We start from the raw sequence: 24,706 nt of genomic DNA on the forward strand, positions 1-24,706 counted from the left end.
GCGAACGTGTTGTGGGCGCTGCTGCGTGACGGAAGGACGTTCACCTCCGCCCCGCCGGTCACGCAAACGGCTTGACTTCGTCATTGAGACTCCTTCGGGCGGATCGCGAGTGTCGTTCCCGTGAGTGGTACCGGCGATACCGGCAGAAATGATTCATGTCGGATCAATCGGCGGGCAGGTGACACGCCCAGCTGTGATCGCAATTCAACCGAGAGATCCTGCCGTCACTCGTCGGGGTCGAGGCGCGGGGTCCACGTGCCGCGCAGCCCCGGCATCGGATTGCACGTTCGGCAGCCCTCCACGCTCTTCCCGCGCATCATGATCACCACCTCGGGCGCTTGGACGTAGTCCCGCGCGGCGGGGCTCTTGGTGCAGCCGCCGCGGTGGATCACGTATGGCTCCGCATCGTGGCGGGGTTCTTGGACGGTGAAGCGACGCTCGCGCCAAGCGACTGTCTTGCCCCGCTCCAACTCGACCGCTTCCTTCTCCAGTCGCCGGATCGTGGCCCGTTCCTGCCCGAGCTGGAACTCCAGCCAGGCCGCGACGGCGCGGTGCTTCGCGATGCGCTCCGGCAAGCTAGATTCGGACATGTATTCGATTCTAAGGTTGTGGACCCACTCGAGGAGCGTGAGGTGCCTACGACGCCCGCGTAACGTCGTCTTGTGCTCGCACTCTTCGACCTCGACAACACCCTGATCGACCGCAGCGCGGGCCTTGAGCAATGGGCTCGTGGCTTCGTGCACTCGCGCTCTCTGTCCCTGGAAGCGGGGGCTGTCATCTGCGATTGGCTTTGAGAGCGGGCTCGCCCTGAGGACTTCGTGGGCTTGGGGGCGACCCTCGGTCTCAGCGACGACCCGGGCGATATCTGGCATGAGTACGTCGATGGCCTCGCGCCAAGGCGCAGACATGGGTTGAGCGGAACGCGCCGTCCGTGGTCGACCTGGAACCACGCCAAACGCGTGCGCACGGTCCTGGAACACCTGGCCCGGCGCCAGGACGGCAAGCCGGCCGCCGCGAACACTTTCCGGCGGCGCCGTGCGGTGCTGAGCAACTGCTTGCGTCTGGCCGTGGAACACGAGTTGTGGGAGCCGCTTGGACGGACGACGGGAATCCCTACGAGGAAAAGCAGTTGAAACACCGGGCACGCAGGACGATGCGCCCGGTACCCAATCCCACCGGGTACTGCGCCAAACACGCACTGGTCAGAGGGGGGATAGCGCCGAATCAGGGTGAGACAGGCTGCATGCGGAAGGGGCGCCGCTCTGGAGAGTGGCACCCCTTCTGACCTGCAAGCTTCTGACCTGCGAAGCGGTGGGTGTGGGATTTGAACCCACGGCGACTCGCGCCACGACGGTTTTCAAGAGCGTCAAGCAAGCAGCACGGATGCCCTGGTCACATCCTGTTTCGGCAGGCGCGAGGGGCTCTCTGGCCCACACATGGCCCACGAGCTCTGGACGACGGGCCCATGTCCGGCTTCAACGGAAGCGTTCCAAGCGGATGAACGGGCTGGCGGGGGCTCCGTTCCGGCCTGCGCAACACTGCCGCAACCGGAGCACTCACCACTATCGCGAGCCCTTCCCTCGCCCTCGTCCCGGGGTGATCGCCACACCCACCGGCTCGCTGCCGACGGTGATGGTGTCCACGACCGTGTTGGTCCTGGTGTCGATCACCGACACGGTGCCGTCGTCGGTGTTGGTGACGTAGACGCGCCTGCCATCCGGGGTGATCGCCAAACGGCGCGGCCGGGCGCCGACGGGGATGGGGCTGCCCACGACCGTGTTGGTCCTGGTGTCGATCACCTGCACCTCGTTCGTGCCCTCGATGGTGACGTAGACGAACCTGCCGTTCGGGGTGATCGCCACGCCGCCCTCAGCCGACGCAGCCGGTGACGATGACGGGGCTGAGGAGGCAGTTGGTGGGCGTGTTGCCGGTGATGGTGTTGCCGAAGGCCGGGATGAACTGGATGTCGGTCCAGATGCCGCCGGGGGCGGGGGCGTTGGGGGCGATGTTGTTGCGGACGAAGCTGTTGGTCATCGACACGGGGCTGAGGTCTTCATTGTGGATGCCGGCGGCGAAGGAGCCGGTGCCGGTGACCTTGTTGCTGTCGATGGTGGAGCCGAAAATGCTGAGAGAGGAGCCGTCTTCGTTGTTGATGCCTCCGCCGGCGGAGTAGCGGCCGGACAGGAGGTTGCCCGTGACGGTGGTGTTGCTCAGGACCAAATTGTCGGAGTTGTGCTCGATACCGCCACCCAACCCCGTCTCGCCGACGACCCTGTTATTGGTGATGAACGAGTCGGAGATGGCGGTGTTGCCCCTGATCCAGAGGCCGCCGCCACCACCGCCGTCGTTGCGGGTGGCTGTGGTGGAATTGCCGGAGATGGTGGAACCGGTGATGGTGGTGGACTGGGCGTTGGTGAACATGGCCCCTCCGTAGAGGCGTGCCCGGTTGTCCAGGATGCGGGTGCGCGTGATGGTCACGATGCCGTTGTCGGGATCGAGGCCGCCGCCGAATTCTCCGGAGGTGTTGTTCTTGATGACGCTGTCGGTGATGTCGAGCGTCTCATTTGTGCCGTCGGCGTTGACGGCTCCGCCCTGGTTGGAAGCCCGGTTGCCGTCCACGGTGACCCGGGTGAGGGACACGGCGCCGTCGTTGTTGATTCCCCCGCCGAGGTTGGAGGTGTTGTCGTTGATGCGGCTGTCGGTGAGCGTGGCCTGACCGCTGTCGTCGACTTTGAGACCTCCGCCGGAGTTGCCCTGAACGGTGACCGTGTCGGCGGTCAGTACCCCGTTCCCCTGGACGTAGATACCGCCCGCGGAGCTGGCGTTGCCGCCCATGGTGGTGAGGTGGTCCAGGTGCAGCGCGCCTCCGGCGGCGATGTCGAAGATGCGGAAGGTGTCGCTGGCGGCGGGGTCTCGGCGGATGGTGGCGTTGTTGCCGTGGATGATGAGGTTGGGGGCGGTGATGATCGGCAGGCCGTCCTCGGGGGTGATCTGCGCCGTGAGGTTGTACAGGCAGTAGCTGGTGAGGTTGAGGACGTTGTCGCCGCCGCTGTTGGCGGTGTTGATCGCGTTGATCAGGTCGACGGTGTCACATGTGACGTTCGCGGCGTGGGCGGCGGTCGCGGTGGGGAACACCACCGTCGCGATGGCCGCCGCCAGTCCCGTACAGCCTGACGCCCAGCGTCGCCGTCCCCACGTGATCTGCTTCTTTCGGCCGGTCATCATCGTCCTCGTTCGTCTGCGTATGGATCTCCGGGGGGTATCCCTACCGCTTGCGCAAGCCGGGAGCCTGCATACGAGGGGAAGTCACCTGTTCGGCGGCCATAGTGATGCCGTTCTACGTGTCCCTCCGGGAGCAGTACGAGGCCGTTGATACACAGCAAACCCGCAGACGCCGAACAGGGGCGTGGGAAACTTCGATCCCGGTCGCCACTGCCGGCAGAGACGAAAGAGAACCTGGGGCGCTGAACCGGTCAGCGCCCCAGGCTGCTGCTTATGAAAGTCGAGCCCGGCGGGCCTGGCTTTCGCACGTCTTGTGGGACCGGCTTCGCCGCCCGCGCGCTCCGGGCCCAGGGCGGGGGCCTCTATGTGCTGCCGGAAGGCGCCGAGAGAGGGGGCTCCGGAGAGCCCAGAGCTTCGGCCACGGTGGCCATGCTGGTGACGACCGCATCGGCGCCCGCATCGCCCAAGGCGCGTTCCTTGCCGGGCTTGTTGGCGAAACCGATGGAGCGCCCGCCGGTGGCTTTCGCTGCCTCCACGTCCGTCACTGAGTCGCCGATGAGGGTGCAGTCGTAGGGGTGCGTGTCCAGCTGGCAGCCGTAGCGCCCGGCATCGGGAAGCAGTGGCGGCGCGCTGGTGTCTGAAGGCCTAGTTTGGAAGAGTCCGGTTGTGGCACTCTGCTGAGCTGGCAGTCTGCTGACCTGCGGTAGCGCGTAGCTCCGGCCGTGATTCACCGTGAGTCCCCGGAAGTTCCCGCCCGATCGGGCACGCGACGGGCACGCCGTGCCGGCAGCGACCTCGACGCCGTCGCGGCGGCTCCCAACGCGCGCCCACGCAAGACTCTCGGGTGGAGACTGCAGCAGGACTTCACACCCGCAGCGTAGAAACCCGCTGTCCAAGATCAAGGGCAAACTTCACACCGCCCCCGCTCCCCGAACTCAGCAACCTCGCCGCCCAGGGCACCTTGCCGGGTATCCTCCGGCAGCTTTCCGGGCTCGGCGGGTGCACCAGCCCGATCCGCCTCGACGGCCACCGCACCGAGTACGACGTCGACACCAAGACCGGTGAGATTGGCCGTGTCCTCCAGCACCTCGACTCGACCTCACTCCCCGCCGGCCAACTCCTGGTCCGCTGCAACAACCGCCGTACCACCCGTTGCCCGGCGTGCGCTGAGGTCGACCGACGCGACACGTTCCAGCTGATCACCGCCGGACTGCGCGGCGGCAAAGGCACCCCAGAGCACGTCGCCACTCATCCCCGCGTCTTCGCCACCTTCACCGCCCCTGGCTTCGGCCCGGTCCACAACCGCCGCACCGACGGCCGTCCCTGCCGCTGCGGCATCCACCACCCCCAGGACGACAGCGTCCTCGGCACCCCACTCCACCCCGACACCTACGATTACGAGGCCGCCGTCCTGTGGAACGCCCACGCGGGCGCCCTCTGGCAGCGCTTCTCTATCCACCTCCGCCGCGAGGTCGCCAAGCGTGCGGGCTTGTCCCAGCGCCGGTTCCGGGCACACGCCCGCGTCTCCTTCGCCAAGGTCGCCGAGTACCAGAAGCGCGGCGCCGTCCACTTCCACGCCGTCATCCGCCTCGACGGCCCCAGCGGCGGCGACACCCCGCCCCCGGCCTGGGCGACCGCCGACCTGCTGACCGACGCCATCCGCGCCGCCACCGACAAGACCCACATGGACGGCCCGGTCATCGACGGCCGCGCGCACACCTTCGCCTTCGGCCGCCAACTCGACGTCCGGACCATCCGATCGGCCGACTTCAACGACGGCCAGGAGCTGACCGAGCGAGCCGTCGCTGCCTACATCGCCAAGTACGCCACCAAGGGCGCCGAGACCGCCACAGGCGCACTCGAACGTCCCCTCAAGTTCGCCGCCGAACTTGCCCAGCTCGACATCAGCGACCACGCCCGCCGTCTCATCTGCACCGCCTGGATTCTCGGCGCCCGGAAAGACCTCGAACACCTTCGCCTCCGCGCCCGGGCTCACATGCTCGGCTTCCGCGGCCACTTCTCCACCAAATCCCGCCGCTACTCCACCACCCTCGGCACCCTCCGCGACGCCCGCGCCGCATGGCGCCGCGCCCAAATCGCAGCAGCCAACGGTCCCGAGCCCGACACGACGTACGTCCTCGCCCACTGGGTCTTCGCCGGAACCGGCCTGTCCGACACCGAAGCCTGGCTCGCCGCATCCCTCGAACCCGCCCCCGGAACGGAGGGAGAACCCACTCATGGCTGACCGCTACCTCACCGTGGCGCAGGTGGCCGAACTCCTCGGAACTACGGAACGCTTTCCGCGCCGCCTGGTCGCCGAGCGCCGCATCACGTTCGTCAAGGTCGGTCGGCACGTTCGCATCCCCGAGAACTCGCTGAGCGCGTTCATCGACGCCCATACAGTTCGGCCGATCGGTCACCGGCATAGCTCGCTGCGGAGGGTTGCCTGATGGCCAACAAGCACGGAAGGCGTCGAAGCTTCGGGTCGGTCAGGCAGCTCCCGTCTGGTCGCTGGCAGGTGCGGTACCGCGATCCCGAGACGGGCCAGTTGCGCCCGGCCGAGAAGACCTACCCGACCAAGACCGACGCCCAGGCGGCCCTGACTCACATCGAGTCCGACATTGCGCGTGGGCGCTGGTCGGACCCAGACGCCGGGGCGGTGAACTTCCGGGAGTACGCAACTGCTTGGCTGCGAGACCGCAAGCTCGCTGATCGCACGCGCGAGCGCAACGAGTCCGTGATCCGGCTGCACATCCTGCCCACCTTCGGCGCTGGGACTGTGGCAGACGTGACGTCGGCACGGGTTCGGAGCTGGCGCGGCAAGCTCCTGGCGGCGGGCCTCGGTGAGCCGACGGTGGTCAAGGCGTACCAACTTCTGCGGGCTTTGATGAACACTGCCGTGGACGACGAACTGATCCGACGCAACCCCTGCCGGATCAAGGGAGCAGATCGCTACGACGTGCCCGAGCGACCGGTTCTCACTGTGCCGGAAGTCTTCGCCATCGCTGGTGCTATAGGCCAGCGCTACCGGCTGCTCGTGCTCCTGGCAGCCTTCACCACCCTTCGCTTCGGGGAGCTGGCAGCTCTGCGACGCAGGGACATCGACCTGGAGGCGCTGACTGTCAGCGTGCGTCGCGCGCAGGCGGAATTGCAGTCCGGCCGACTCTTCGACAAGGCGCCGAAGTCTGCGGCCGGGGTGCGGGCGGTCTCCTTCCCCGCCGAGCTGCTCGATGAGGTCGCGCGCCACCTGGAGCAGTTCGCCGCGCCCGGCCGTGAAGGTCACGTGTTCGTCGGGCCGCAAGGAGGGCAGCTCCGGCGGAGCAACTTCCGGGACGACTGGGTCAAAGCTCGCAAGGCTGCTGGTGTCACCGCCGAGCTGCACTTCCACGACCTCCGGCACACGGGCAATACGCTCGCCTCCACGGCCGGGGCCAGCACGCGGGAGCTGATGACTCGCATGGGCCACAGCAGCTCGCGCGCCGCGCTGATCTATCAGCACATGACCAGTGATCGTGACCGTGACATCGCCGACCGGCTCAGCGTCATGATCCGCAACGGTGGTGGGGGAGTGGTCTCCGACCCCTCTGAGACGGACCCGGCGGACCCGTAGTGGCACGCGTGTGGCACGGCGCCTGAAACTGCCAAGGGCCAGCCTGGGAGGAAACCCCTCCTGAGCTGGCCCTTCTCTCTGTGCCCCCGGCAGGATTCGAACCTGCGACACCCGCTTTAGGAGTTCATCCAACCAAGTGGCTGGTCTGCGCGGCGAGTCCATGGCCTGGCGTGGCGAGTGTCTTGGGAGTCGCCCATGTCCGGTCTGGTGTGCTGACGTTGCCGTCAGAGTCTGCCGTCACGACTTCTTCGTCCCGAATAATGTGCGGTTAGATCGCTGGCCAGGGTCTCTTGGCTCCTGTGCAGGTCAGGGCGTTGGTGCGGGTTGGTTCCGGTGGGTGGCGATCCGTACGGCTTCCTTGATCCACTCCCCGCTCACTCCCCAGGACTGGCTCGGCAGGGCGACGCAGGCTGAGACGCATAGTGGCAGGGCTTCCTCGGTTTCTCGGGCTTGTGGTGCTTGCCCTTCCCCGGGGTAATCGCGATGCCGACCGGGCCGCTGCCGACAGGGACGGTGTCTACGACGGTGTTGGTTCTGGTGTCGATCACCGACACATCGTTCGAGAAGTTGTTGGTGACGTAGGCGCGTCGGCCGTTCGGGGTGATCGCGACATCGAACGGGCCGTTGCCGACGGGGATGGTGGCGACGACGGTGTTGGTGGTGGTGTCGATCACCGACACATCGTTCGAGAAGTTGTTGGTGACGTAGGCGCGCCGGCCGTTCGGGGTGATCGCGACATCGAACGGATCGTTGCCGACGGGGATGGTGGCGACGACGGTGTTGGTGGTGGTGTCGATCACCGACACATCGCTCGAGCCGGAGTCGGCGACGTAGGCTCGCTGGCCGTTCGGGGTGATCGCGATGCCGATTGGGTCGTTGCCGACGGGGATGGTGGCGACGACGGTGTTGGTGGTGGTGTCGATCACCGACACAGTGCCCGAGAAGAAGTTGGTGACGTAGGCATGCAGGCCGTTCGGGGTGATCGCGACACCGCCCGGGCCGTTCCCGACGGGGATGGTGGCGACGACGGTGTTGGTCGTGGTGTCGACCACCGACACCGTGTCCGAAATCAAATTGGTGACGTAGGCGTGGAGGCCGTCCGGGGTGATCGCGACGGCGATCGGCATGATGCCGACGGGGACGGTGGATACGACGGTGTTGGTGGCGGTGTCGATCACCGACACAGTGTTCGAGAGGCGGTTGACGACGTAGACACGCCGACCGTTCGGGGTGCTCGCCACCTCCTGCGGGTTGTTGCCGACGGGGACGGTGTCTACGACGGTGTTGGTTCTGGTGTCGATCACCGACACATCGTTCGAGCCGAAGTTGGCGACGTACGCGTCAGAGGATGTGTCGGCCCAGGCAGGGGATGAGGAGACGATCGGAAGGGCCAGTCCCGCCAGCACGGCCAGCCCCGCCACGCATGCCCGCAGCCACGCCCAGAGCCCGCTCCTCTTCGGCCCCGGACCGCGACGTGCAGGTTCACCTGCCGGGTCGGTCAGATGCATCGCTTTCTCCTTGCAGCCGGCGCCACGGCCCAGCGGCCCCGACAGCGAACGGGGGTGCTCTGGGGATCAGAAGAACCGTGAACTGGGGAAATCGAAACAAATGACATATAGTGCGCGTCCTGACGGCCAGTCAGTCAGGCGCGCCCGGCTGCGGCCATATGAGTTCCGGGTGCAGCGCGCTGGGGGTCGGGAGTCGCCTTCGCCCACATCGATCGCCGCCAGGTCGATCACAGGGGACTGTCGACGTCGCTCAATCCGTGCTGTGTCCTGCTCGGCTGTTCGCATGCGGTGCGGCAACAAGTTCGACGCGCGTCAGCTACATAAAGTGACACATAGTCACATGTGGTGTGTGGCTGCGGTGCACCGCCGGCGCCCACGGTATGTCCGGTCGCGGCCGCCCTTCCTGACAAAGCGAGGCGTTCGTGATCCCACATGCGGGCAGACGGTCCGGGCTTCCCCGGGGCGGTCCGGTAGCGGACAGGGGCAGGCCCGGGCCGCGACCGGGGATCTGGATGCGGTTGGTCATGGCGGTCCTGGCCGTGCTGGCGGGAGTGTCCCTGCCGGTGCTGGCTGCGGCCCCGGCATGGGCGGCCGCTCCCCCGCCGAAGGCCTACGTCACCAACGAGACTTCGGACACTGTGTCGGTGATCGACACAGCCACGAACACGGTCACCGCCACCATCCCCGTCGGCAGCTTCCCGACCGGTGTGGCCATCACTCCCGACGGCGCCCACGCCTACGTCACCAACCAGAATTCGAATACGGTGTCGGTGATCGACACGACCACCAACACAGTCACCGCCACCATCCCCGTCGACATCCAACCGTTCGCTGTGGCCATCACCCCCGACGGCGCCCACGCCTACGTCACCAATTTGTTTTCGGCCACGGTGTCGGTGATCGACACAGCCTCCAACACAGTCACCACCACCATCCCCCCGTTCGGGGGCATCCTGGACGGTGTGGCCATCACCCCCGACGGCGCCCACGCCTACGTCGCCGTTTTCGGCTCGGGCGCGGTGGCGGTGATCGACACCACCACAAACACGGTCACCGCCACCGTCCCCGGCGTCCCCGCCCCGTTCGCTGTAGCCATCACTCCCGACGGCACCCACGCCTACGTCACCAACGACGGCTTGGGCACGGTGTCGGTGATCGACACAGCCACCAACACAGTCACCACCACCATCCCCGCCGGCGCCAACCTGTTCGGTGTGGCCATCACTCCCGACGGCGCCCACGCCTACGTCACCCAGAGCTTTCTTTCGGGCGCGGTGGCGGTGATCGACACGTCCACCAACACAGTCACCGCCACCATCCCCGTCGGCAGCCGCCCGAACGGTGTGGCCATCACCCCCGACGGCGCCCACGCCTACGTTGCCAACACCAGCTCGAACACGGTGTCGGTCATCGACACGACCACCAACACGGTCACAACCACCGTCCCCGTCGGCAGCCGCCCGTTCGGTGTGGCCATCGGCACGCCGCCATTCCCCTCCCTGACCATCACCAAGACCCACCACGGCACGTTCGGCCAGGGCAAGAAGAACACCTACCGCATTACGGTCACCAACCACGGCACCGGCCCGACCGACGGCACCACCGTCACCGTGACCGACACCCTGCCCACAGGGCTGACCGCTACCTCCCTCAGAGGCACCGGATGGGCCTGCACCCTGGCCACACTGACCTGCACCCGCAACGACACCCTCGCCCCCGGCAGCAGCTACCCGCCCATCAAGCTCACGGTCAAAGCGTCCTGCCGGGCGCCGAAGCAGGTCACCAACACCGTCACGGTCACCGGAGGCGGCAGCACCCCCGACACCGCCACCGACCCCACCACCATCAAACGCGGCGAACACTGCGAAAAGCAGCACCACCACAACAGCAGACACGACAAGAAGGACCAGCCCGGCAGACACGACGCCGACCACGACGCGCCCAGGACCCAGCAGCGACACCACGACTGACGACCCACCACGAACAGTTGTTCTCCAGGTTGACCGAGGAAGCCGCCGCCGTAGCCGCCGAGATCAGGCGCCCTCGTCGGGGGCGAGGCGCGGGGTCCACGTGCCGCGCAGCCCCGGCATCGGATTACACGTTCGGCAGCCCTCCACGTTCTTCCCCTGCATCATGATCACCACCTCGGGCGCCTGGACGTAGTCCCGCGCGCCGGGGTTGTTCATGCAGCCGCCGCGGTGGATCACGTATTGCTCCTCATCGTGGCGGGGTTCTTGGACGGTGAAGCGACGCTCGCGCCAAGCAACTGCCTTGCGCCGATCCCACTCGACAGCTTCCTTCTCCAGTCGCCGGATCGTGGCCCGTTCCTGCCCGAGCTGGAACTCCAGCCAGGCCGCAACGGCACGGTGCTTCTCGATGCGCTCCGGCAAGCTAGATTCGGACATGTATTCGATTCTAGGGTCGCGGACCCGCACGAGGGGCGGCGGCACACCTGGCCGACTGACAGCTCAACCAAGAACACAAGAACTCATGGATGAGCGCCTGGGGCATGAGGACGGTTCGGTGCAGGCGCGCTACTCGCACATCACCGCGCGGATGAGGAAGCGCCTCATGGACGAGCTGACAGAGCAGTTGGAGGAGTCCCTGGAGGGGGAGGGGTTAGCCCAGAGCTTCGGCCACGGTGACCATGCTGGTGACGACCACATCGGCGCCCGCATCGCCCAAGGCACGTTCCTTGCCGGGCTTGTTGGCGAAACCGATGGAGCGCCCGCCGGCGGCTCTCGCTGCCTCCACGTCCGTCACCGAGTCGCCGATGAGGGTGCAGTCGTAGGGGTGCGTGTCCAGTTGACCGGCGGCCATCAGTAGCGAGTGAGGGTCGGGCTTCATCAAGTCCGGCCAGTACGGGGCGCGCCCCACGACCGTGTCCACGAGGTGACGGAGCCCGTGCAGCATCAGGAAGGCACGCACACATGCCGTCGAGTTGTTGCTGACGATGGCGACCTTCCGGCCCGGGGAGCGGGCCGCTTCGAGAGCGGCCACGGCACCCGGGACGGGTGGGCCCGCCAGCTTGACGGCCGTCACCTCGGCTTTGGTCAGTTCCTCCTCGATCGCCCGTAGGGCAGGCTCTCCAGCCTGCGGGGCGAGACGGAGGATTTCCATCGGGTCGTCGGTGCCATGAGCCTTGCTTCCGAGAGCCGCGTCGTACTCCGCCAGGGTCTCCGCAAGATGGCGCGCGACTTCGGGGGCGGGGTGCCCCGCGAACACGTCGCAGATAGGCCCGTCGAAGTCGAACAGGACTGCTCTGGTGGCTTCGAGAACTTCCGGGAGGGTGCTACTTCCCATCGGGGTCAAAGTCCCTTCCGATGGTCTCCCACACGCTGTCGAACCACATGCGTGCCTGGCTCACCTGCTGGGCACCACTGGACGACTCGCCCTCGTTCACCGAGTAGTGGAACAGGGTGGCGTCGGCTCCCACGAGGTCGTAGATCTCTATGGCTTCGCCCTGGGTGACGACCTTGTTCGGCCGGATCGGGTAGTAGCCGAAGAAGGCGTCCTCCTGATTGATCACGTAGAGCTTGAAGAACTGCGTTCCGCTGTGGACACGCACGCTCACCTTTGCCTCACTGACCAGCCCGAGCACGCTGAGTTCGTGCATGGTGTTGGAGATGCTTCGGGTGAAGCTGACCATCATGCCGTGCATGCGAGCCCGTAGGCGCGGATCGTCGGCGCCATCCTCGCGCCTGACGGGTGCGGCCTGGGGGACTGACATGTCCGGCACCAGGATGCGGATGTTGATGCTCGACGGGGTCAGGCGCCCAATACGGATCTTGTCGATCGGTTCCTGAAGCGCCCCATGCAGCGTCTCGCTGGAGAACCCGGCGAAGTCGATCGACACGTTCTGACTGGCGAAGGCTTGCTCCACGTACGGGCGGAGGCCCGCCGGCCGTTCGGTGCGGTTTCGTACGTATACGCCGCTGCCCTTGCGGGAGACGATCAACCCCTCGTCTTCCAGCTCACGGAGCGCGCGCTGGATCGTGGCACGGGCGAATCCGTACGTCTCAGTCAGTTCTTTCTGCGACGGGATCTTGTCGCCAGGCCCCAGCTTTCGGGTCCGAATGGCGGCGCTGAGACTGCTCGCCACCTGCTCGTACGGCGGCCGGTCGTCGTCCGGGTCCAGGGGTTCAGGCGTGAACGTCATGCCGTCGATGCTACGGCCTCTTCCATCAATCGGGACAGCCAAGCTAGTCAGGTGTTGACGTGGCTAGCCAGGCTGGCTACGTTGTTCTCATCCAAACCGGGCTAGCCAGGTTGGTCAGGTTGGTGGGGTTGTGCTGGCTTGGGATAGCTCGGCAGGAAGGCGGCTTCGGCCGCACGCCGCGAGCCCCACGCTGGGTGTTCTTTGACATCGCGAATACGTGGGTTTCTGAGCCGTCTCCCCCGAAGTGACGGCCGCGCGGCTGCAAGACCGCGCAACTGCGCGTCTTCAACCCCTCCGCAGCGCTTCGGCGCTACGGCCGGTTGCCTCCCCCGCCCGTCTCGTACGGGCGGGGTTGAGGGGAGCCGGATGTTCGGACTTCAACGGCGCGCACCCCCGGTGCTGGAACACCGGGGGTGCTGTTCGGGCCGTTCCTATGCGAGAGGAACACGACCCAATGGAGCACATCGTCACTGTTCAGGACGCTGTTACCGCGTTCGCCGACTTCATGGAGCCGACGGATGCGGAGCTGGACGCGATCGAGTGGGAGATGCCGCTGATCCTGGCGGACGTCGAGCTGCTCGACGCGCAGATCGTCACCCTGGTCCGTGTCCCGACCGAACTGGACGCCCGCCGCATCCGCCGCGCCCGCCGCCGGGCCCTCGCTGCCCGGGTCGCGCTCATCAACCACACGCCCGCCGCGATCCTGCCCGGGGGTGCGGCATGAGGAGCAAGACCGCCAGGACCGTGCTGCCCGCCGTCGTGATGACGGCGGTATCCATGGTCCTCACCCTGGCCGTGGTGATGATGTGGCTCGGCCGGGCCGTGCCGTGGCCCGTTGCCCTGGTCGTCGGTCTCGGCATCGACGGAGGATGGCTGGCAACCCTTGCCTACGAACGTCGCCTCGCCGTCCAGGGCGACCACAACCACGTGGTGACCGCCGTCGGCTGGCTGTTCGGGCTGGTCGCGGCCGGTGTCCTGGTCACGCACGCGCTCACCGGTACGGAGTCTGCCGGGGCTTGGCTGGCCGTGGCGTGGCTGCCGGTGGCAGCGAAGGCGCTGTGGCTGGTGCACGGGCTGTGGGAGCGCACCGCGCTGACCCCGGTGGCGCTGGGCGCGATCCGCGACATCCAGCAGGAGGCGCGCGACGAAGCGGCCGTGGCACGTGCCCGGTTGCGGGCGGAAGCCGCCACGGAGGAGACGCGGCTGACGGCTGTTACGGCGGCTGGTGCCCGCGTCGCACGCGTCCAAGCCCAGACCGCCCAAAGGCTATCGAAGGCGTGGTCCACACTGGAGACGGCACGCAAGGGCGAGGGCACCGGGAGGGCACTGACCTGCGTGACGAGCCCCGTCACGCCCAGCGTCACAGCCCGTTGGGAACTCCCCGTGTGGGGCCCGACCGAGCCCGTTCCCGTACTGGAAGCGGCGTCCGCGCTCACTGATGACGCGCTCGATGTGCTGGTGGACGGGATCCGCACCAGCGAGGATCCGGCGTTGTCGTACCGGGAGATGGCCACCCGCTTCCGCGCGGCCGGCCACTCCGCTTCCGAGGTCCGGCTTAGGGCCGCGTGGAAGCGCGTCGTGTGATGGCCACGCTGCCGGTGTACCGGTGGCGCCTGGCTCCGGACGGCTACGCCACCCGCCGCCAACTCAGGGCGCGCGGTCTGCGCCCGGGTGGTCAGGACGTGGCCGCGCAGCTCGAACGGCCCCGCCGCAGGCGCCCGCCACTGGTCGCCTACCTCTACCGCGTCGATCTGGCCCTGCCGGTCCGGCCCATGACGCCCGCCCGGTGGGCTGCTCTGGACAAGGCCAACACTGCCCGCCGCATCTGCCCGCAGTGTCGGCAGGACGCGGGCTACGTCATCCCCACTTCGCTCGGCACCTGTGTGCCGTGCGCGTTCCCTTCTACCTGTTCCAGGAGTGCGTGATGGGCAAGCCCGACACCCGTCGTCTGGACCGTGAGATCCGGCTGACGACTCGCAAGCTCGAAGCGGTCCGCCGGGGCGAGATGTGGCCCCTGACCAGCTCCGAACGCCGCGCCGCCGTGGGCGCGCTCGCCGGAGGCTCGTACCGCAGCCTGCGCGGCAAGAGCACCAGCCGCGCGGAGAACCGGCTGGAGGCGCTCTCCAGCAGCGTCGAGACCCGGCTGATCGCGGAACTGACCGCGTTGCAGGCGGAGCGGCAGAGGATCGTGACCGAGGCCGCGCAGGCGAAGGCAGCCAAGAAGTCCTCGGGGTGGTGGTGAGCATGGACAGCCGGTGCCCTGCCGCTCACCCCGACGACCCGACGCCCTGTGATGGTCCGGTGGTCGTGATGGTGCTGGACGCCTTCAACGACGGTGCTAAGGCTTGCGAGCACCACGGCGCGCGCATCCTCGCCTCTCTCGACGGCGGACGCGTTTGCGCCCTGCCTGACGCCCCGGCGGGCGCGGCGATCCGCGTGTTCACAGCCGCCGACAGCATCCGCCCGTTCTGCTGGTTCGACGGCCCGCGCATCGACCCGTCCCAGCTCAGCCACGCGGAGAACCGCGCCCGCATCAGCCGCTAACCCCTGCACAGCCGTCCCGCTCGCGCCCGACCAGGAGCGGGCGGGACGGCCGTGCGCTCCAGCCTTCCCGCCTCGTGCCTTCTCGGGGCAGTCAGGAGTTCCCTGCCATGGGCGACACCGTCGTTCACCTGCACAAGCAACCCACCGAACCGTCCACCGAACCGGCTCCGGGGACCACGTTGACCGTGGTCCCCGACCCCGCACCGGCCCCGCTGGTGCCGTTGTGGGTGCGCTCCGGCCGCGCCGTGAGGCACGTCGTCACCCACGAGCGGACCAAGACCTCCGCCCGGACGGTGGCCCGGCACAGCCTCTACACCGTCAACGGGGCCCGGATCGTGGCCCGCCGTACCTGGGACGGCCGCACCGGGGCCCGCTACGAACGCATGCTGCGCGCTGCCGAAGCCGCAGGGAACTACGAGGTGGCCGAAGAGTGGGAGGAGCGGTTGCAGCGGTTCCGCGACGCCCGCCACCGCCGTCGCATGGACCTGCTCCACTCACCCGTGGACGCCGCCAAAGGCGTGCTGGTTGGCACCGGGATGGGCATAGGCGGACTGGTCGCCCTCGGCGTCGTCATGGCCATCGCGAACAAGGACGTCACCCAGGTCATCACCCCCCTCAAAGCGGTCATCGAGTTCATCGCCCTGATGATCCGGATCGTGCAGGTGGTGTGGGGCCCCGCGCTCACGATCGGCCCGTTCCTGGCTCTGCTCGCCCTGTGGGCCGTCGGCAGTAAGCAGCAGGCCGCACCCGCCTGGGCTCTCCCGGCCAACGTCCGCTCCGGCGAGGGCGAGCCCATCACCCCGTCCATCGTGGTCAAGGCCCTGCGGGATCTCGGGGTTCCCGCACTGCGGAAGGCGATCACGGAGATGGGCGACGCCGGCGCCGCCATGCTCGGGCCGATCCGCATCGCCGGATGCGGCGTGGAAGTCGACGTCACCCTGCCCTCCGGCGTGTCCACGAACGAGGTCCAGAACAAGCGGCGCAAGCTCGCCGAGAACCTCACCCGCCACGAGCACGAGGTGTTCATCACGATCCCCCAGGCGGCCCGCACTGTGCGGCTGTGGGTCGCTGACTCGGGCGCGCTGGATGAGCCGATCGGGCCGTCTCCGCTGGTCACGGACGAGTCGCTGACCGCCGACTACGCCAAGGGCAAGGCTCCATGGGGCCAGGACCTGCGCGGGGACGCGGCGGCGCTAAGCGTGTATCAGCGCCACCTGCTCATCACCGGTCTGTCCAACCAGGGCAAGACGGCCGCGATGCGGGCCCCCGCCCTGTGGCTGGCCCTGGACCGGACGGTGGAGTTCTGGCTCGGCGACCTCAAGGGCGTGGGCGACTGGGCCATGTTCGAGGGTCTCGCCTCCCGGCTCATCCAGGGCCCGACCGACAACCACGTCATCCAGGTAACCGAGATGCTTGAGGACGCCGTGGAGGAGATGAACCGCCGCCTCCAGGCCCCGCCCGGCACCGAGTTCCCGGCACTCGTCGTGATCGTGGATGAGGCGCAGGTGGCGTTCATGTGCCCGGTCAAGGACGAGGAGAAGCGCCCCTACGGCGGTTCCTCCTCCAACTCCCGGTACTTCATGGCCGCCCGGAAGATCCACAACCAGGGGCGGGCCGTGAACGTGCTGCTGTGGCAGGGCACCCAGGACCCCACCGACCAGAACCTCCCCAAGCTCGTCCGCGAGGGCGCCCACACACGTGCTTCCCTCGCCCTGGGCACCGACTCCCAGGCCCGGATGGCGTTGGGGGACAAGGCCGTGGACGGCGGGGCGGCGCCGAACCTGCTGCGCCCGGGCCTGGACAAGGGAACCCTCGTGGTCGCGTCCGACGGGATCGAGATCCCCAAGGGACAGTCGTCCATCACGGTGCGGACGCACTTCATCAGCACCGACGACGCGAAGGAGATCGCCGCCCGGGCGAAGGCGCTGCGGGACGGTGTCACCACCCTGCACGTGATCGAGCGGGGTGAGGAACGCGACCTGCTGGCCGACATCGCGAGCGTGGTCGGCACCACGGCGAGGGTGCGCACGAAGGATGTTCTCCAGCGGCTCGCGATGCTCAGCGAGGACGCTTACGGCAAGTGGTCGTTCATCGACCTCAAGCGCGTCCTGGACCACGCTGGCGCGGAGCCGTACAAGTCCGACGGCGTGATGGTCGTCGGCCGTGACCGCATCGCCCGCGCCCTCGCCAACCGCGACGCCGACGGTTCCGCTTCCGCCGACGAATGACAGGGAGCCGCACCCCGACGGGCCAGGGAGGCAGGGAGAACTCCCTGTAAGCCTCCCTGGCCCGCCTCCCTGACTCTGACCTGCATAAATGATCACGCAGGGAGTCAGGGAGGCACCCCAGGCCAGCACCCCGAACCCCCTCCACACGGCCCCCCGAAAGGGGTGCCTCCGCCTCCCTGAACCGCCACCGGAAGGGATTCCGCATGTATCCCGACAGCACCGGCCACGCGCCCGCCATCCGGGCCGTGGAAGTCCACCAGCCCACCCCGATACAGCCCGCCGTCGCCGTCCCGGCGCCGCTCGCTCCCGTCCAGCCGGGCAATGTCCCGGCAGTGGCGAGCGTGATCCTGCCGGACGGGCGGGTCGTCACCGGCTACGCCATCAGCTCCATGCAGCCCGAACCGGTCGCGGCGAAGCCGGCCGTCTCCCGCACGGCGGTGAACATCGCACTCGGCGGCATCGGGTTTCTTGCTGTGTGCGGCGGCCTGTTGTTGCTGACATCGTTCGTCGCCGCACTGACCGCGTTCATCGCACAGCTCATTACCCTCGCCGCTGTCATCTTCGGCGGATGGATCGCCATACAGATCTTCAGCGCATCCGGCCCGAAAGGCGGGACCACGGTCAACATCCGACAGGCCGTGATCAAGCGGAACCGCTTCTACAGCTGATCGGCGGGATGAGGCATCGTCCGTGTGGCCATGCCCGTTCCATTCGGTCGGGCATTGGACGCCTCAAGGTCAACCCTCATGAGCGAGCGCATGTCCTCCCACCGACTCCAGATCCGCCGAAGGTACTCGCGAATCTCCTCGAAGGATCCGATCTCTGGCTCAGGCGTCCCCGACTCCAAGGCCATGATCTTGCGATATCCCACGCCGAGCTTGACGGCTAGGTCATCGAGCTGTTCAAGTACCGCGGCCGACGCGATCATTTGAGCCTCAGCGAACGCCTTTTGGTGCTCATGTCGAGCCGCTGCGAGTTCCTCTTTCGTGGCCTCGGTGACGTCCCCTCCACGTACGTGCCACAGGTAGTGAACCAGCGCAACGCGATAGCGATGGTATGTCGCATTCGCGGCAACGTAGCAGGTCCGACGCTGAACGAACTCCAACCGCGCCTCTTCCCGCTCCCACTGTTTCTGGGTTGCTCGCTGTTGGCGTTCGAAATCCTCCCTCAGCGCCTTCGCCTGCGATCGCTGGGACAGGACCGGCGCCAGAAGCGTTCCCGTCACACCAACTATCGCCGCGACTAATGCAATCGCCGCATTCCCCACAACGCCCCCTCGGTAACCGCAGAACGGGGAAGCCGCTGTCTCGCCAATGTCCGCGGCTGCCCTCGCCCAACTCCCTTTTGCAGAGGTGGAGAAACCAGCATGACTCATGCGACCGACTTCGGACGAGACCGCGAACGCCTGCGGCTGCTGGACCTGTTCTCGTGCGCCGGTGCCGCCGCGATGGGCTACGCCCGCGCGGGTTTCCGTGTCCACGGCTGCAAGCCGACCGTCCCGGAGCTGCAAGTGGCGATGGGCATCTCGCGGACGAACGTGCGCGAGGAACTGACCGAGGCCATCCCGCCCGCCTACACCGAGTACATCGGCTGCGCCTTCCGTGTCTCTCGCGCGGGGCTGGGGGTGGCGGCGTGATCGAGCACGAGAACACCGCCCTCGCCCTGGCCGCCTCCCGGATCCCGGTCCTGCCGCTGCGGGCGGGCAAGGTGCCGTTCGGCAACTGCCGCAGGTGCGCCGACAACGCATGCGGCGGCAGGCCCAGCATGAAAACCCCCGGGCTCTGCACCTGCCCCGACCCGTGCCACGCCTGGGCCGCCGCGACCACCGACCCGACCGTCATCTCCTCCGGCCCCTGGCGTCGCGCGTGGCTGGCCGCGAGCGCGGTCGCCTACCACCCGGGCGGGGCGGGGCTGACGGTCGTGGATCTCGACAACGCCGACGCGATCACGTGGGCCCGCGAGAACCTGCCGACCACGCAGACCGTGCCCACCACCCGGGGCGAGCACTGGCTGTACCTCGGTCGGATGCAGTCCGCGAACGCGGTCCGGCCCGGTGTGGACATCAAGTCGACCATGGCCTACGCCCGGTGGCTTGGATTCGGCACCGGCACCATGGCCTACCTGCCCGATGCCGTGCGCGCGCTGGCCGCAAGCAAGCCCGCCACGACTCGACCCGCAGCACAGGTCATCACCGGGCCCGCCCTGGTCGGGCGTGGGGAATGCCGTCATCGCACGCCCGTCTTTCTGGAGCGGGGGATCGCGATGGCGGAGCAGCGCATCACCGGGGCCCGGGAGGCGGTGCACACGACCGTCTACCGCACGTTCCTGGCGGTGCTGTCCGCGCACGGTCGGTGCGGCTGTCTCACCGACGCTCACGTCGCGCGGCTGTTCACCGCCGCGCAGACCAAGGGCGAATCCGCCCGACACTGCGTGGACGCGTGGGCCAACGCCCGCACCGCACTGGGGATGTGAGTCATGTCCGAGGACGAGAAGACTCCCGCCCGGCAGATCATCACCGACTACGCGCAGGCGCACTTCCGGTACTTCCGCACCATCGACGGAACCGTGTACGCGCAGCGCAACGGCCACCCCGTCGCCCGCCCGATCCGCTCCCAGGGCACGACGGGCAGCCACCGGCAAGAACTCATGGTCGGCCTCTTCAAGGACGGGGTCGGCGTGTTCAACGGCACGGCACTCAAGGAGGCGTTGGACTTGATCGAAGCACTCGCGCTGACCGAGGAAGTACAGCCCACCCACATCCGCGTCGCCCCCGGGTTCGACGGTGCGACCTGGCTCGACCTGGGCCGCGACGACGGCAAGTCCATCCGCATCCACCCCACCGGCTGGGACATCCGCACCCCCGACCCGCGGGAAGTGTGCTGGCGGCGCACCCAGCTCACCGGCGAACTCCCCCTGCCCGACAAGGACACCAACGGCAAAGGCATCGACCTCCTGCTCCGCCTGTGCAACTTCGCCAGCGCAGAGACCGAATGCCTGGCCATCGCCTGGCTCATCGGCTGCCTGGAGCCCTCCGTGCCCGTGCCCGCGCCGTTCCTCACCGGCCCCCAAGGGGCGGGCAAGTCCACCGGCGGCCGGATGCTGGTGCGGATCATCGAGGGGATGAGCGGGGACCTGCGGCGGGCGCCGAAGGATGAGGAGAACATGATCACGGCCGTCGCCGCCGGGTGGGTCACCGCCCTGGACAACCTCTCCCACCTGCCCCCGGACCTGTCCGACCTCATGTGCTGCATCGTGACCGGCGCCGAGAGCATCAAGCGCGCGCTGTTCACCGACGGCGACGTCGTGCGCTCCCGCTACCGGCGCCCCATGCTCCTGACCGGTATCGACGTCGGCGTCATCCGCCCCGACCTCGCCGAACGCCTCCTCCCGCTCCGTCTCGTGCGACCCCGGGTACGGCGGACCGAGGCAGAGCTGTGGACCGAGTACGCGGAGATCCTTCCCGTCGTTCTCGGCTCCCTGCTGGACCTGACGGTGAAGGTGCGGTCCGCGCAGGCGGACACTCCCACCGACCTGCGGATGGCCGACTTCGCCCACCTGTGCGCGCAGCTCGATGCGGCTACCGGGTTCGGCTCGCTGGCCGCGTACCGGGCCAGCCTCGATGACCTCAACGACGACGTCATCGAAGGGGACCTCCTCGCACAGACCGTTCTCAAGCACGCGGCCGGGCTCGACGCGCGCGCGGAAGTCCGTATGACGTCATCGGAGTGGCTGCACTGCCTCACCAGCCTCTACAGCGGCGAGGAGTGCCGTCCTCTGCCCAAGGGCTGGCCCACCACGGGCAAGGTCCTCTCCGACCGGCTCAAGCGGCTACAGCCGACCCTCGCCGCACGCGGCGTCTTCATCGACTGGGGCCGCACCAGCGCCGCCCGCTACATCGAGATGACCCGCCCCGCGACACCGCCCCCGAACCAGCAGAGGGCAGCGTTCTGACCCGCGCCACCACGGTGCCGCACTGGACAAGCAAGAGGAGCACCCCGCACCCGGGCCGGTGCTCCTCTTGCTGTTCCGGCGGCTTGCCGCCGCTGCACAAGACGCGCCGCGAAGCGGCTCCTTCTTCACGTCCTGAGCAGCACCGCACCACCACAGACACCCCCTCTCTTTTCCTAAGAGAGGAGAGCCTGCGTCACCCACGTCACCAGCCACCCGAAACCGGGCCCTGACCAGCGGTGACAGCTGTGACGCAGACGGCCAAACCTGCGTCATCCCGCGTCACACGCGTCACGGGTGACAGAACCCCGCCCCGCCCTGTGACACGCCCCGAGCTGCCCGCGTCACCGCATAACCGCAGGTCAGAGCCGCAAATGACGTGCGTGACGCGATGACGCAGAAATCCCCGCCTCGGACAGGCGCGGGCTCTCCTGACGAGCCCCTGAACCAACCCCATTCGTAGGCCCCGCCCTCTCTCGGAGGTCTCAACGTGCTGACCGTCGTCGCGAGCGACCCCCAAGCCCTCACCGTCCCGGAGGTCATGACCGCGCTGAGGCTGAGCCGCAGCAAGGTCTACGACCTGATCCGCTCCAAGCAACTCCCGAGCTACACGTCCGGCCGTGCACGCCGCATCCCGGTCGACTCCGTACGCCACTACATGCAAGACCGACTTGAGGAGAATGCAGCCTGATGCCTCAGCGAAAGAGGAACCCGAACGGCGCTGGCAGCATCTGGCAGCGCAAGGACGGGCGCTTTGAGGCGCGCGTCTACGTCCCCCAGCCCGACGGCACCCGCAAGCGCAAGACCGTGTACGGGAACACGTGGGAAGAGTGCGACACCAAACGCCAGGAGTTGGTGCGCCGTGGCCGCCAGGGAATCCCGACGCCGACACGGTCCGCCAAACTCTCCGAGTGGCTGCCGTACTGGCTGGAGCACTACATCGAGCCGCGCCGCAAGCTCAGCACCTACGACAAGTACGAAACTCATCTGCGCCTCTACCTGGTTCCGCTGCTGGGCACGAAACGGCTGGAGACCTTGAGCGTCGCCGACGTGCGCCGCTTTATCACCCGCATGCAGAACACCCACACAGCCGCGACCGCCAAGGAAGCACACCGAGTGCTGCGCACGGCGCTCACTGCGGCTGTGCGCGAGGAACTGATCACGCGGAACGTCGCGTCCTTGGTGGAATCGCCGCGCGTGAAACAGCGGGAGATCCGGCCATGGTCCCTGGAGGAGACGTTGACCTTCCTGGAGGCCGCACGCCGTGATCCGCTGTACGCCGCGTTCGTGCTGGCCATTGCCATGGGCCTGCGACGCGGGGAACTGGTGGGCGTGCGCTGGTCCGATGTGGACCTGGATAACCGTGTGCTGCACGTCCGCCAGCAGACGCAGCGTCGCCGGGGGACGCTGTACGACGACGACCCCAAGAGCCGCCGCAGCCGTGTGGTTCCGATGCCCGCGCTGTGCATCGCGCCGCTGCGCTGGCACCGACTGCGGCAGCGGGACGTGTTCGCGCGCACGGGCGTCGCATGGTCGGAGAGCGGCTACGTCTTCGCCACACGGAACGGCCGGCCGGTCGAGCCACGTAACGTCTACCGGTCGTTCACGCGGGTCGCCGCTGATGCGGGGCTGCGAGTGGTCCGGCTGCACGATGCGCGCCACGGCACCGCGACTCTTCTCACGGCGGCCGGCGTCGCGCCACGCGTCATCATGGAGATCCTCGGACACAGCCAGATCAGCATCACGATGGATGTGTATACGCACGTCGTGCACGACACCCAACGGGAGGCGATCAGCCACATGGACCGGCTACTCAAGCGCCGTCTGCCCGCCGCGTGAGAGGCGACTGCCGTCAAATGCTGCCGTCAAAAAGGCCCGGACCATGATCGGTCCGGGCCGTTTTGCCTGGTGCCCCCGGCAGGATTCGAACCTGCGACACCCGCTTTAGGAGAGCAACAGTGCCTGTAGCCAGTGGCTCCTACCTGCATCTTTCGTCTTCATGATGGCACCTGGAGTGTCTGTGAGTGCAGGTTTCACCTGCAGTTCACGGCTAGAAGCACGGCTACCTCAGCGGTTCGATCTCCTCCTGGAGGGGGCCTTCAGTACCTTGCCGATCACCGGACGGGAGGGAAGCCGTGGTCATCGGCAACTCATCCGTCGGTTCACAGCGCCGTGAGAACAAAGGTCAGCAGCGCCAGGGACAGGGTGGCACTGCCATTTCCTGTACCTCAACTATCACACCCGAGGACCCGCCAGATCGCGCGGAAGCTGGAGGCTTCGATCTCGCGCGTCTTCGCACACTACTCCGCGGTCAAGGGCAATGGATTTCGCGAGCTGAACGAGGGCGAGAAGGTCTCGTTCGAGATCGCGCAGGGGCAGAGGGGCCCCTAGGCGGAGAACATCGTCCGCCTCTGACCCGGGTTGCTACCCGCAGGCCGCCGCGCTCGGCGGCCTGCGGACCGGGTGCGGTCTTCTTCACTGGCCGCGCGCAGGCGTGCGGCCAGTGAAGGGGAGGGATGTCAGCCGATGGCAATGATGGGGTGGTCGGCGGGGTTGATCCATTTCATGATGCTGGTCATGAAGGTGGCGGGTACGGCGACGCAGCCGGCGGTGGGTCCGGCTTGGGGGCCGAGGTCGTGGAGGAAGATTCCGGCGCCGCGGCCTTTCACGGCGGGGTTGGTGTTGAAGTTGATGACGAGTGCGTTGTTGTACTGGGTGGGGTAGTTGATGAGGTGTTCGCTGCCGTCGTCGCCGGATTCGGTGAGGTGGAAGCCGCCCTGGGTGTCGGTGCGCATCTGGTTGTAGTAGGCGGAGGTGGGGTCCTCGACCCACCAGTCGTGGCTGGTGACCTGGTGGTAGGGCATCTTCGTGCCCGGGTTGGACCCGACTCCGAAGCCCTGGGTGATGGTGTAGGTGCCGGTGGGGGTGGTGCTGGTGCCCTGGGTGCGGGTGGCGCCGTTGGTGATGCCGTGGGCGCCGACGCGGGCGCCTGTGGTGCTGATCACCTGCTTCCAGCTGGTCCCGGACTTCTGCCAGAGCGTGACGGTGGCGTAGGTGCCGCTCGCCTTGACGGTGATGACCTGGGTGGCCTGGCCGACGGTGACGCTTACCGGGAAGGGGTTACTGCTGCTGACGGTATAGGAGCCTGCCGGGAGGGTGAGTCTCTCGCCCGGGTGGATGATGTAGGGCGAGGCGATGTGGTTGGCCTTCGCCAGTGCTTCCCAGCCTCCGGGCACGTGCTCGTAGGAAGCGATGCCGGAGAGGGTGTCGCCGCTCTTGACGGTGTAGCTGCTTTGCGGGGTCTGGGTCGCGGCGTGCGCGCCGGCGGCGCTGAACAGGCTGGCCGCGGCGGCTGCGGTGCCGATGGCACCGCCCGTCGCTGTTCGGCGCATCACGGGGGTGCGGGGCTTGGCGTGGCGGCCACGCGGGCTGGCGGACATGTCGGGTGAGCTCCTTGTGTGTGGAATGCGGGGTGCGGGCGCAGGCT

The 24,706-nt window shown here is 67.7% G+C and carries 26 protein-coding genes, 1 tRNA gene and 2 pseudogenes; 18 read left to right on the forward strand and 11 right to left on the reverse strand.

The window, feature by feature from the left end:
* Positions 1–224 precede the first annotated feature (224 nt).
* Complete coding sequence (locus ABZ845_RS06680; RefSeq protein ID WP_360973717.1) at positions 225–590, reverse strand: DUF6233 domain-containing protein; 366 nt, start codon at positions 588–590, stop codon at positions 225–227.
* A 72-nt stretch (positions 591–662) separates the two neighbouring features.
* Here ABZ845_RS06680 and ABZ845_RS06685 point away from each other — a divergent pair, with 72 nt between their 5' ends.
* On the forward strand, positions 663–794 hold the full coding sequence (locus ABZ845_RS06685) for a hypothetical protein (protein WP_360973719.1): 132 nt from the start codon (positions 663–665) through the stop codon (positions 792–794).
* A 768-nt stretch (positions 795–1,562) separates the two neighbouring features.
* On the opposite strand, the gene ABZ845_RS06690 is transcribed toward ABZ845_RS06685, so the two are convergent.
* The 3 genes from ABZ845_RS06690 to ABZ845_RS06700 all read right to left on the reverse strand — a co-directional run bounded on the left by ABZ845_RS06690 (position 1,563) and on the right by ABZ845_RS06700 (position 3,953).
* Complete coding sequence (locus tag ABZ845_RS06690) at positions 1,563–1,862, reverse strand: beta-propeller fold lactonase family protein (protein WP_360973721.1); 300 nt, start codon at positions 1,860–1,862, stop codon at positions 1,563–1,565.
* A 7-nt stretch (positions 1,863–1,869) separates the two neighbouring features.
* Positions 1,870–3,225: a right-handed parallel beta-helix repeat-containing protein gene (locus ABZ845_RS06695; RefSeq protein WP_360973723.1), complete on the reverse strand. Its 1,356-nt coding sequence runs from the start codon at positions 3,223–3,225 to the stop codon at positions 1,870–1,872.
* Between the two features lie 359 nt (positions 3,226–3,584).
* Positions 3,585–3,953, reverse strand: a complete 369-nt coding sequence (locus ABZ845_RS06700) for an HAD hydrolase-like protein (RefSeq protein WP_360973725.1) — start codon at positions 3,951–3,953, stop codon at positions 3,585–3,587.
* Between the two features lie 230 nt (positions 3,954–4,183).
* Between ABZ845_RS06700 and ABZ845_RS06705 the strand changes: the two genes are divergently transcribed.
* Genes ABZ845_RS06705 through ABZ845_RS06715 form a run of 3 tightly spaced genes read left to right on the forward strand, consistent with a single transcriptional unit; the run spans position 4,184 to position 6,832 of the window.
* Positions 4,184–5,467, forward strand: coding sequence for a replication initiator (locus ABZ845_RS06705; protein WP_360973728.1), 1,284 nt, complete (start codon positions 4,184–4,186; stop codon positions 5,465–5,467).
* Positions 5,460–5,672: an excisionase family DNA-binding protein gene (locus ABZ845_RS06710; RefSeq protein ID WP_360973731.1), complete on the forward strand. Its 213-nt coding sequence runs from the start codon at positions 5,460–5,462 to the stop codon at positions 5,670–5,672. Before ABZ845_RS06705 ends, ABZ845_RS06710 begins: the two co-directional genes overlap by 8 nt.
* Positions 5,672–6,832 carry a tyrosine-type recombinase/integrase gene (locus ABZ845_RS06715; protein WP_360973734.1) on the forward strand — a complete coding sequence of 387 codons (1,161 nt, stop codon included), beginning with the start codon at positions 5,672–5,674 and terminating at the stop codon, positions 6,830–6,832. Before ABZ845_RS06710 ends, ABZ845_RS06715 begins: the two co-directional genes overlap by 1 nt.
* A gap of 374 nt (positions 6,833–7,206) precedes the next feature.
* Here the strand turns inward: ABZ845_RS06715 and ABZ845_RS06720 are convergent, their stop codons facing one another.
* Complete coding sequence (locus tag ABZ845_RS06720) at positions 7,207–8,340, reverse strand: beta-propeller fold lactonase family protein (RefSeq protein WP_360973737.1); 1,134 nt, start codon at positions 8,338–8,340, stop codon at positions 7,207–7,209.
* Positions 8,341–8,852: 512 nt separating this feature from the next.
* Here ABZ845_RS06720 and ABZ845_RS06725 point away from each other — a divergent pair.
* On the forward strand, positions 8,853–10,310 hold the full coding sequence (locus tag ABZ845_RS06725; RefSeq protein ID WP_360973740.1) for a beta-propeller fold lactonase family protein: 1,458 nt from the start codon (positions 8,853–8,855) through the stop codon (positions 10,308–10,310).
* A gap of 63 nt (positions 10,311–10,373) precedes the next feature.
* On the opposite strand, the gene ABZ845_RS06730 is transcribed toward ABZ845_RS06725, so the two are convergent.
* The 3 genes from ABZ845_RS06730 to ABZ845_RS06740 all read right to left on the reverse strand — a co-directional run bounded on the left by ABZ845_RS06730 (position 10,374) and on the right by ABZ845_RS06740 (position 12,499).
* Positions 10,374–10,745 (reverse strand): DUF6233 domain-containing protein, encoded by a 372-nt coding sequence (locus tag ABZ845_RS06730; RefSeq protein ID WP_360973743.1) that lies wholly within the window; start codon positions 10,743–10,745, stop codon positions 10,374–10,376.
* Positions 10,746–10,959: 214 nt separating this feature from the next.
* Positions 10,960–11,643 (reverse strand): HAD family hydrolase, encoded by a 684-nt coding sequence (locus ABZ845_RS06735; protein ID WP_360973746.1) that lies wholly within the window; start codon positions 11,641–11,643, stop codon positions 10,960–10,962.
* On the reverse strand, positions 11,633–12,499 hold the full coding sequence (locus tag ABZ845_RS06740; RefSeq protein ID WP_360973750.1) for a winged helix-turn-helix domain-containing protein: 867 nt from the start codon (positions 12,497–12,499) through the stop codon (positions 11,633–11,635). Before ABZ845_RS06740 ends, ABZ845_RS06735 begins: the two co-directional genes overlap by 11 nt.
* Before the next feature lie 454 nt (positions 12,500–12,953).
* Between ABZ845_RS06740 and ABZ845_RS06745 the strand changes: the two genes are divergently transcribed.
* The 7 genes from ABZ845_RS06745 (at position 12,954) to ABZ845_RS06775 (ending at position 17,939) form a co-directional block, all read left to right on the forward strand.
* The gene (locus ABZ845_RS06745; RefSeq protein WP_360973753.1) at positions 12,954–13,223 is read left to right on the forward strand and encodes a DUF6284 family protein; all 270 of its coding nucleotides are present in this window, start codon (positions 12,954–12,956) and stop codon (positions 13,221–13,223) included.
* Complete coding sequence (locus tag ABZ845_RS06750; protein WP_360973756.1) at positions 13,220–14,083, forward strand: protein spdB; 864 nt, start codon at positions 13,220–13,222, stop codon at positions 14,081–14,083. Before ABZ845_RS06745 ends, ABZ845_RS06750 begins: the two co-directional genes overlap by 4 nt.
* The gene (locus ABZ845_RS06755; protein WP_360973759.1) at positions 14,083–14,424 is read left to right on the forward strand and encodes an RRQRL motif-containing zinc-binding protein; all 342 of its coding nucleotides are present in this window, start codon (positions 14,083–14,085) and stop codon (positions 14,422–14,424) included. Before ABZ845_RS06750 ends, ABZ845_RS06755 begins: the two co-directional genes overlap by 1 nt.
* A complete protein-coding gene (locus ABZ845_RS06760) occupies positions 14,424–14,741 on the forward strand; it encodes a hypothetical protein (protein WP_360973762.1) in 318 nt (105 codons plus the stop codon). Before ABZ845_RS06755 ends, ABZ845_RS06760 begins: the two co-directional genes overlap by 1 nt.
* A gap of 2 nt (positions 14,742–14,743) precedes the next feature.
* Positions 14,744–15,043 (forward strand): hypothetical protein, encoded by a 300-nt coding sequence (locus ABZ845_RS06765; RefSeq protein ID WP_360973765.1) that lies wholly within the window; start codon positions 14,744–14,746, stop codon positions 15,041–15,043.
* Positions 15,044–15,150: 107 nt separating this feature from the next.
* A complete protein-coding gene (locus ABZ845_RS06770; RefSeq protein ID WP_360973767.1) occupies positions 15,151–17,271 on the forward strand; it encodes an ATP-binding protein in 2,121 nt (706 codons plus the stop codon).
* 203 nt (positions 17,272–17,474) lie between these two features.
* Positions 17,475–17,939 carry a hypothetical protein gene (locus ABZ845_RS06775; protein WP_360973770.1) on the forward strand — a complete coding sequence of 155 codons (465 nt, stop codon included), beginning with the start codon at positions 17,475–17,477 and terminating at the stop codon, positions 17,937–17,939.
* Here the strand turns inward: ABZ845_RS06775 and ABZ845_RS06780 are convergent.
* The gene (locus ABZ845_RS06780; protein ID WP_360973773.1) at positions 17,930–18,496 is read right to left on the reverse strand and encodes a hypothetical protein; all 567 of its coding nucleotides are present in this window, start codon (positions 18,494–18,496) and stop codon (positions 17,930–17,932) included. The two genes, ABZ845_RS06775 and ABZ845_RS06780, sit on opposite strands and share 10 nt — an antisense overlap.
* Positions 18,497–18,751: 255 nt before the next feature.
* Between ABZ845_RS06780 and ABZ845_RS06785 the strand changes: the two are divergent.
* The 5 genes and pseudogenes from ABZ845_RS06785 to ABZ845_RS06805 form a co-directional block, all read left to right on the forward strand.
* Positions 18,752–18,907 (forward strand): annotated as a pseudogene (locus ABZ845_RS06785) (DNA methylase); the annotation flags it as partial.
* A complete protein-coding gene (locus ABZ845_RS06790) occupies positions 18,904–19,743 on the forward strand; it encodes a bifunctional DNA primase/polymerase (protein ID WP_360973776.1) in 840 nt (279 codons plus the stop codon). The pseudogene ABZ845_RS06785 and the gene ABZ845_RS06790, both read left to right, overlap by 4 nt.
* A 3-nt stretch (positions 19,744–19,746) precedes the next feature.
* Complete coding sequence (locus tag ABZ845_RS06795; protein ID WP_360973779.1) at positions 19,747–21,222, forward strand: ATP-binding protein; 1,476 nt, start codon at positions 19,747–19,749, stop codon at positions 21,220–21,222.
* Positions 21,223–21,709: 487 nt separating this feature from the next.
* Positions 21,710–21,910 (forward strand): helix-turn-helix domain-containing protein, encoded by a 201-nt coding sequence (locus tag ABZ845_RS06800; protein WP_360973782.1) that lies wholly within the window; start codon positions 21,710–21,712, stop codon positions 21,908–21,910.
* Positions 21,910–23,058 carry a tyrosine-type recombinase/integrase gene (locus tag ABZ845_RS06805; RefSeq protein WP_360973785.1) on the forward strand — a complete coding sequence of 383 codons (1,149 nt, stop codon included), beginning with the start codon at positions 21,910–21,912 and terminating at the stop codon, positions 23,056–23,058. The genes ABZ845_RS06800 and ABZ845_RS06805 overlap by 1 nt, the downstream gene beginning before the upstream one ends.
* 67 nt (positions 23,059–23,125) lie before the next feature.
* On the opposite strand, the gene ABZ845_RS06810 is transcribed toward ABZ845_RS06805, so the two are convergent.
* A tRNA-Arg gene (locus ABZ845_RS06810) sits at positions 23,126–23,201 on the reverse strand.
* Positions 23,202–23,502: 301 nt separating this feature from the next.
* Between ABZ845_RS06810 and ABZ845_RS06815 the strand changes: the two are divergent.
* Positions 23,503–23,610 (forward strand): annotated as a pseudogene (locus ABZ845_RS06815) (cold shock domain-containing protein); the annotation flags it as partial.
* A gap of 128 nt (positions 23,611–23,738) precedes the next feature.
* Here ABZ845_RS06815 and ABZ845_RS06820 read toward each other — a convergent pair.
* Positions 23,739–24,659 carry a LysM peptidoglycan-binding domain-containing protein gene (locus tag ABZ845_RS06820; RefSeq protein ID WP_360973788.1) on the reverse strand — a complete coding sequence of 307 codons (921 nt, stop codon included), beginning with the start codon at positions 24,657–24,659 and terminating at the stop codon, positions 23,739–23,741.
* Positions 24,660–24,706: the final 47 nt, after the last annotated feature.

This window comes from Streptomyces sp. NPDC047022 (assembly GCF_040644155.1).
Lineage (GTDB): Bacteria > Actinomycetota > Actinomycetes > Streptomycetales > Streptomycetaceae > Streptomyces.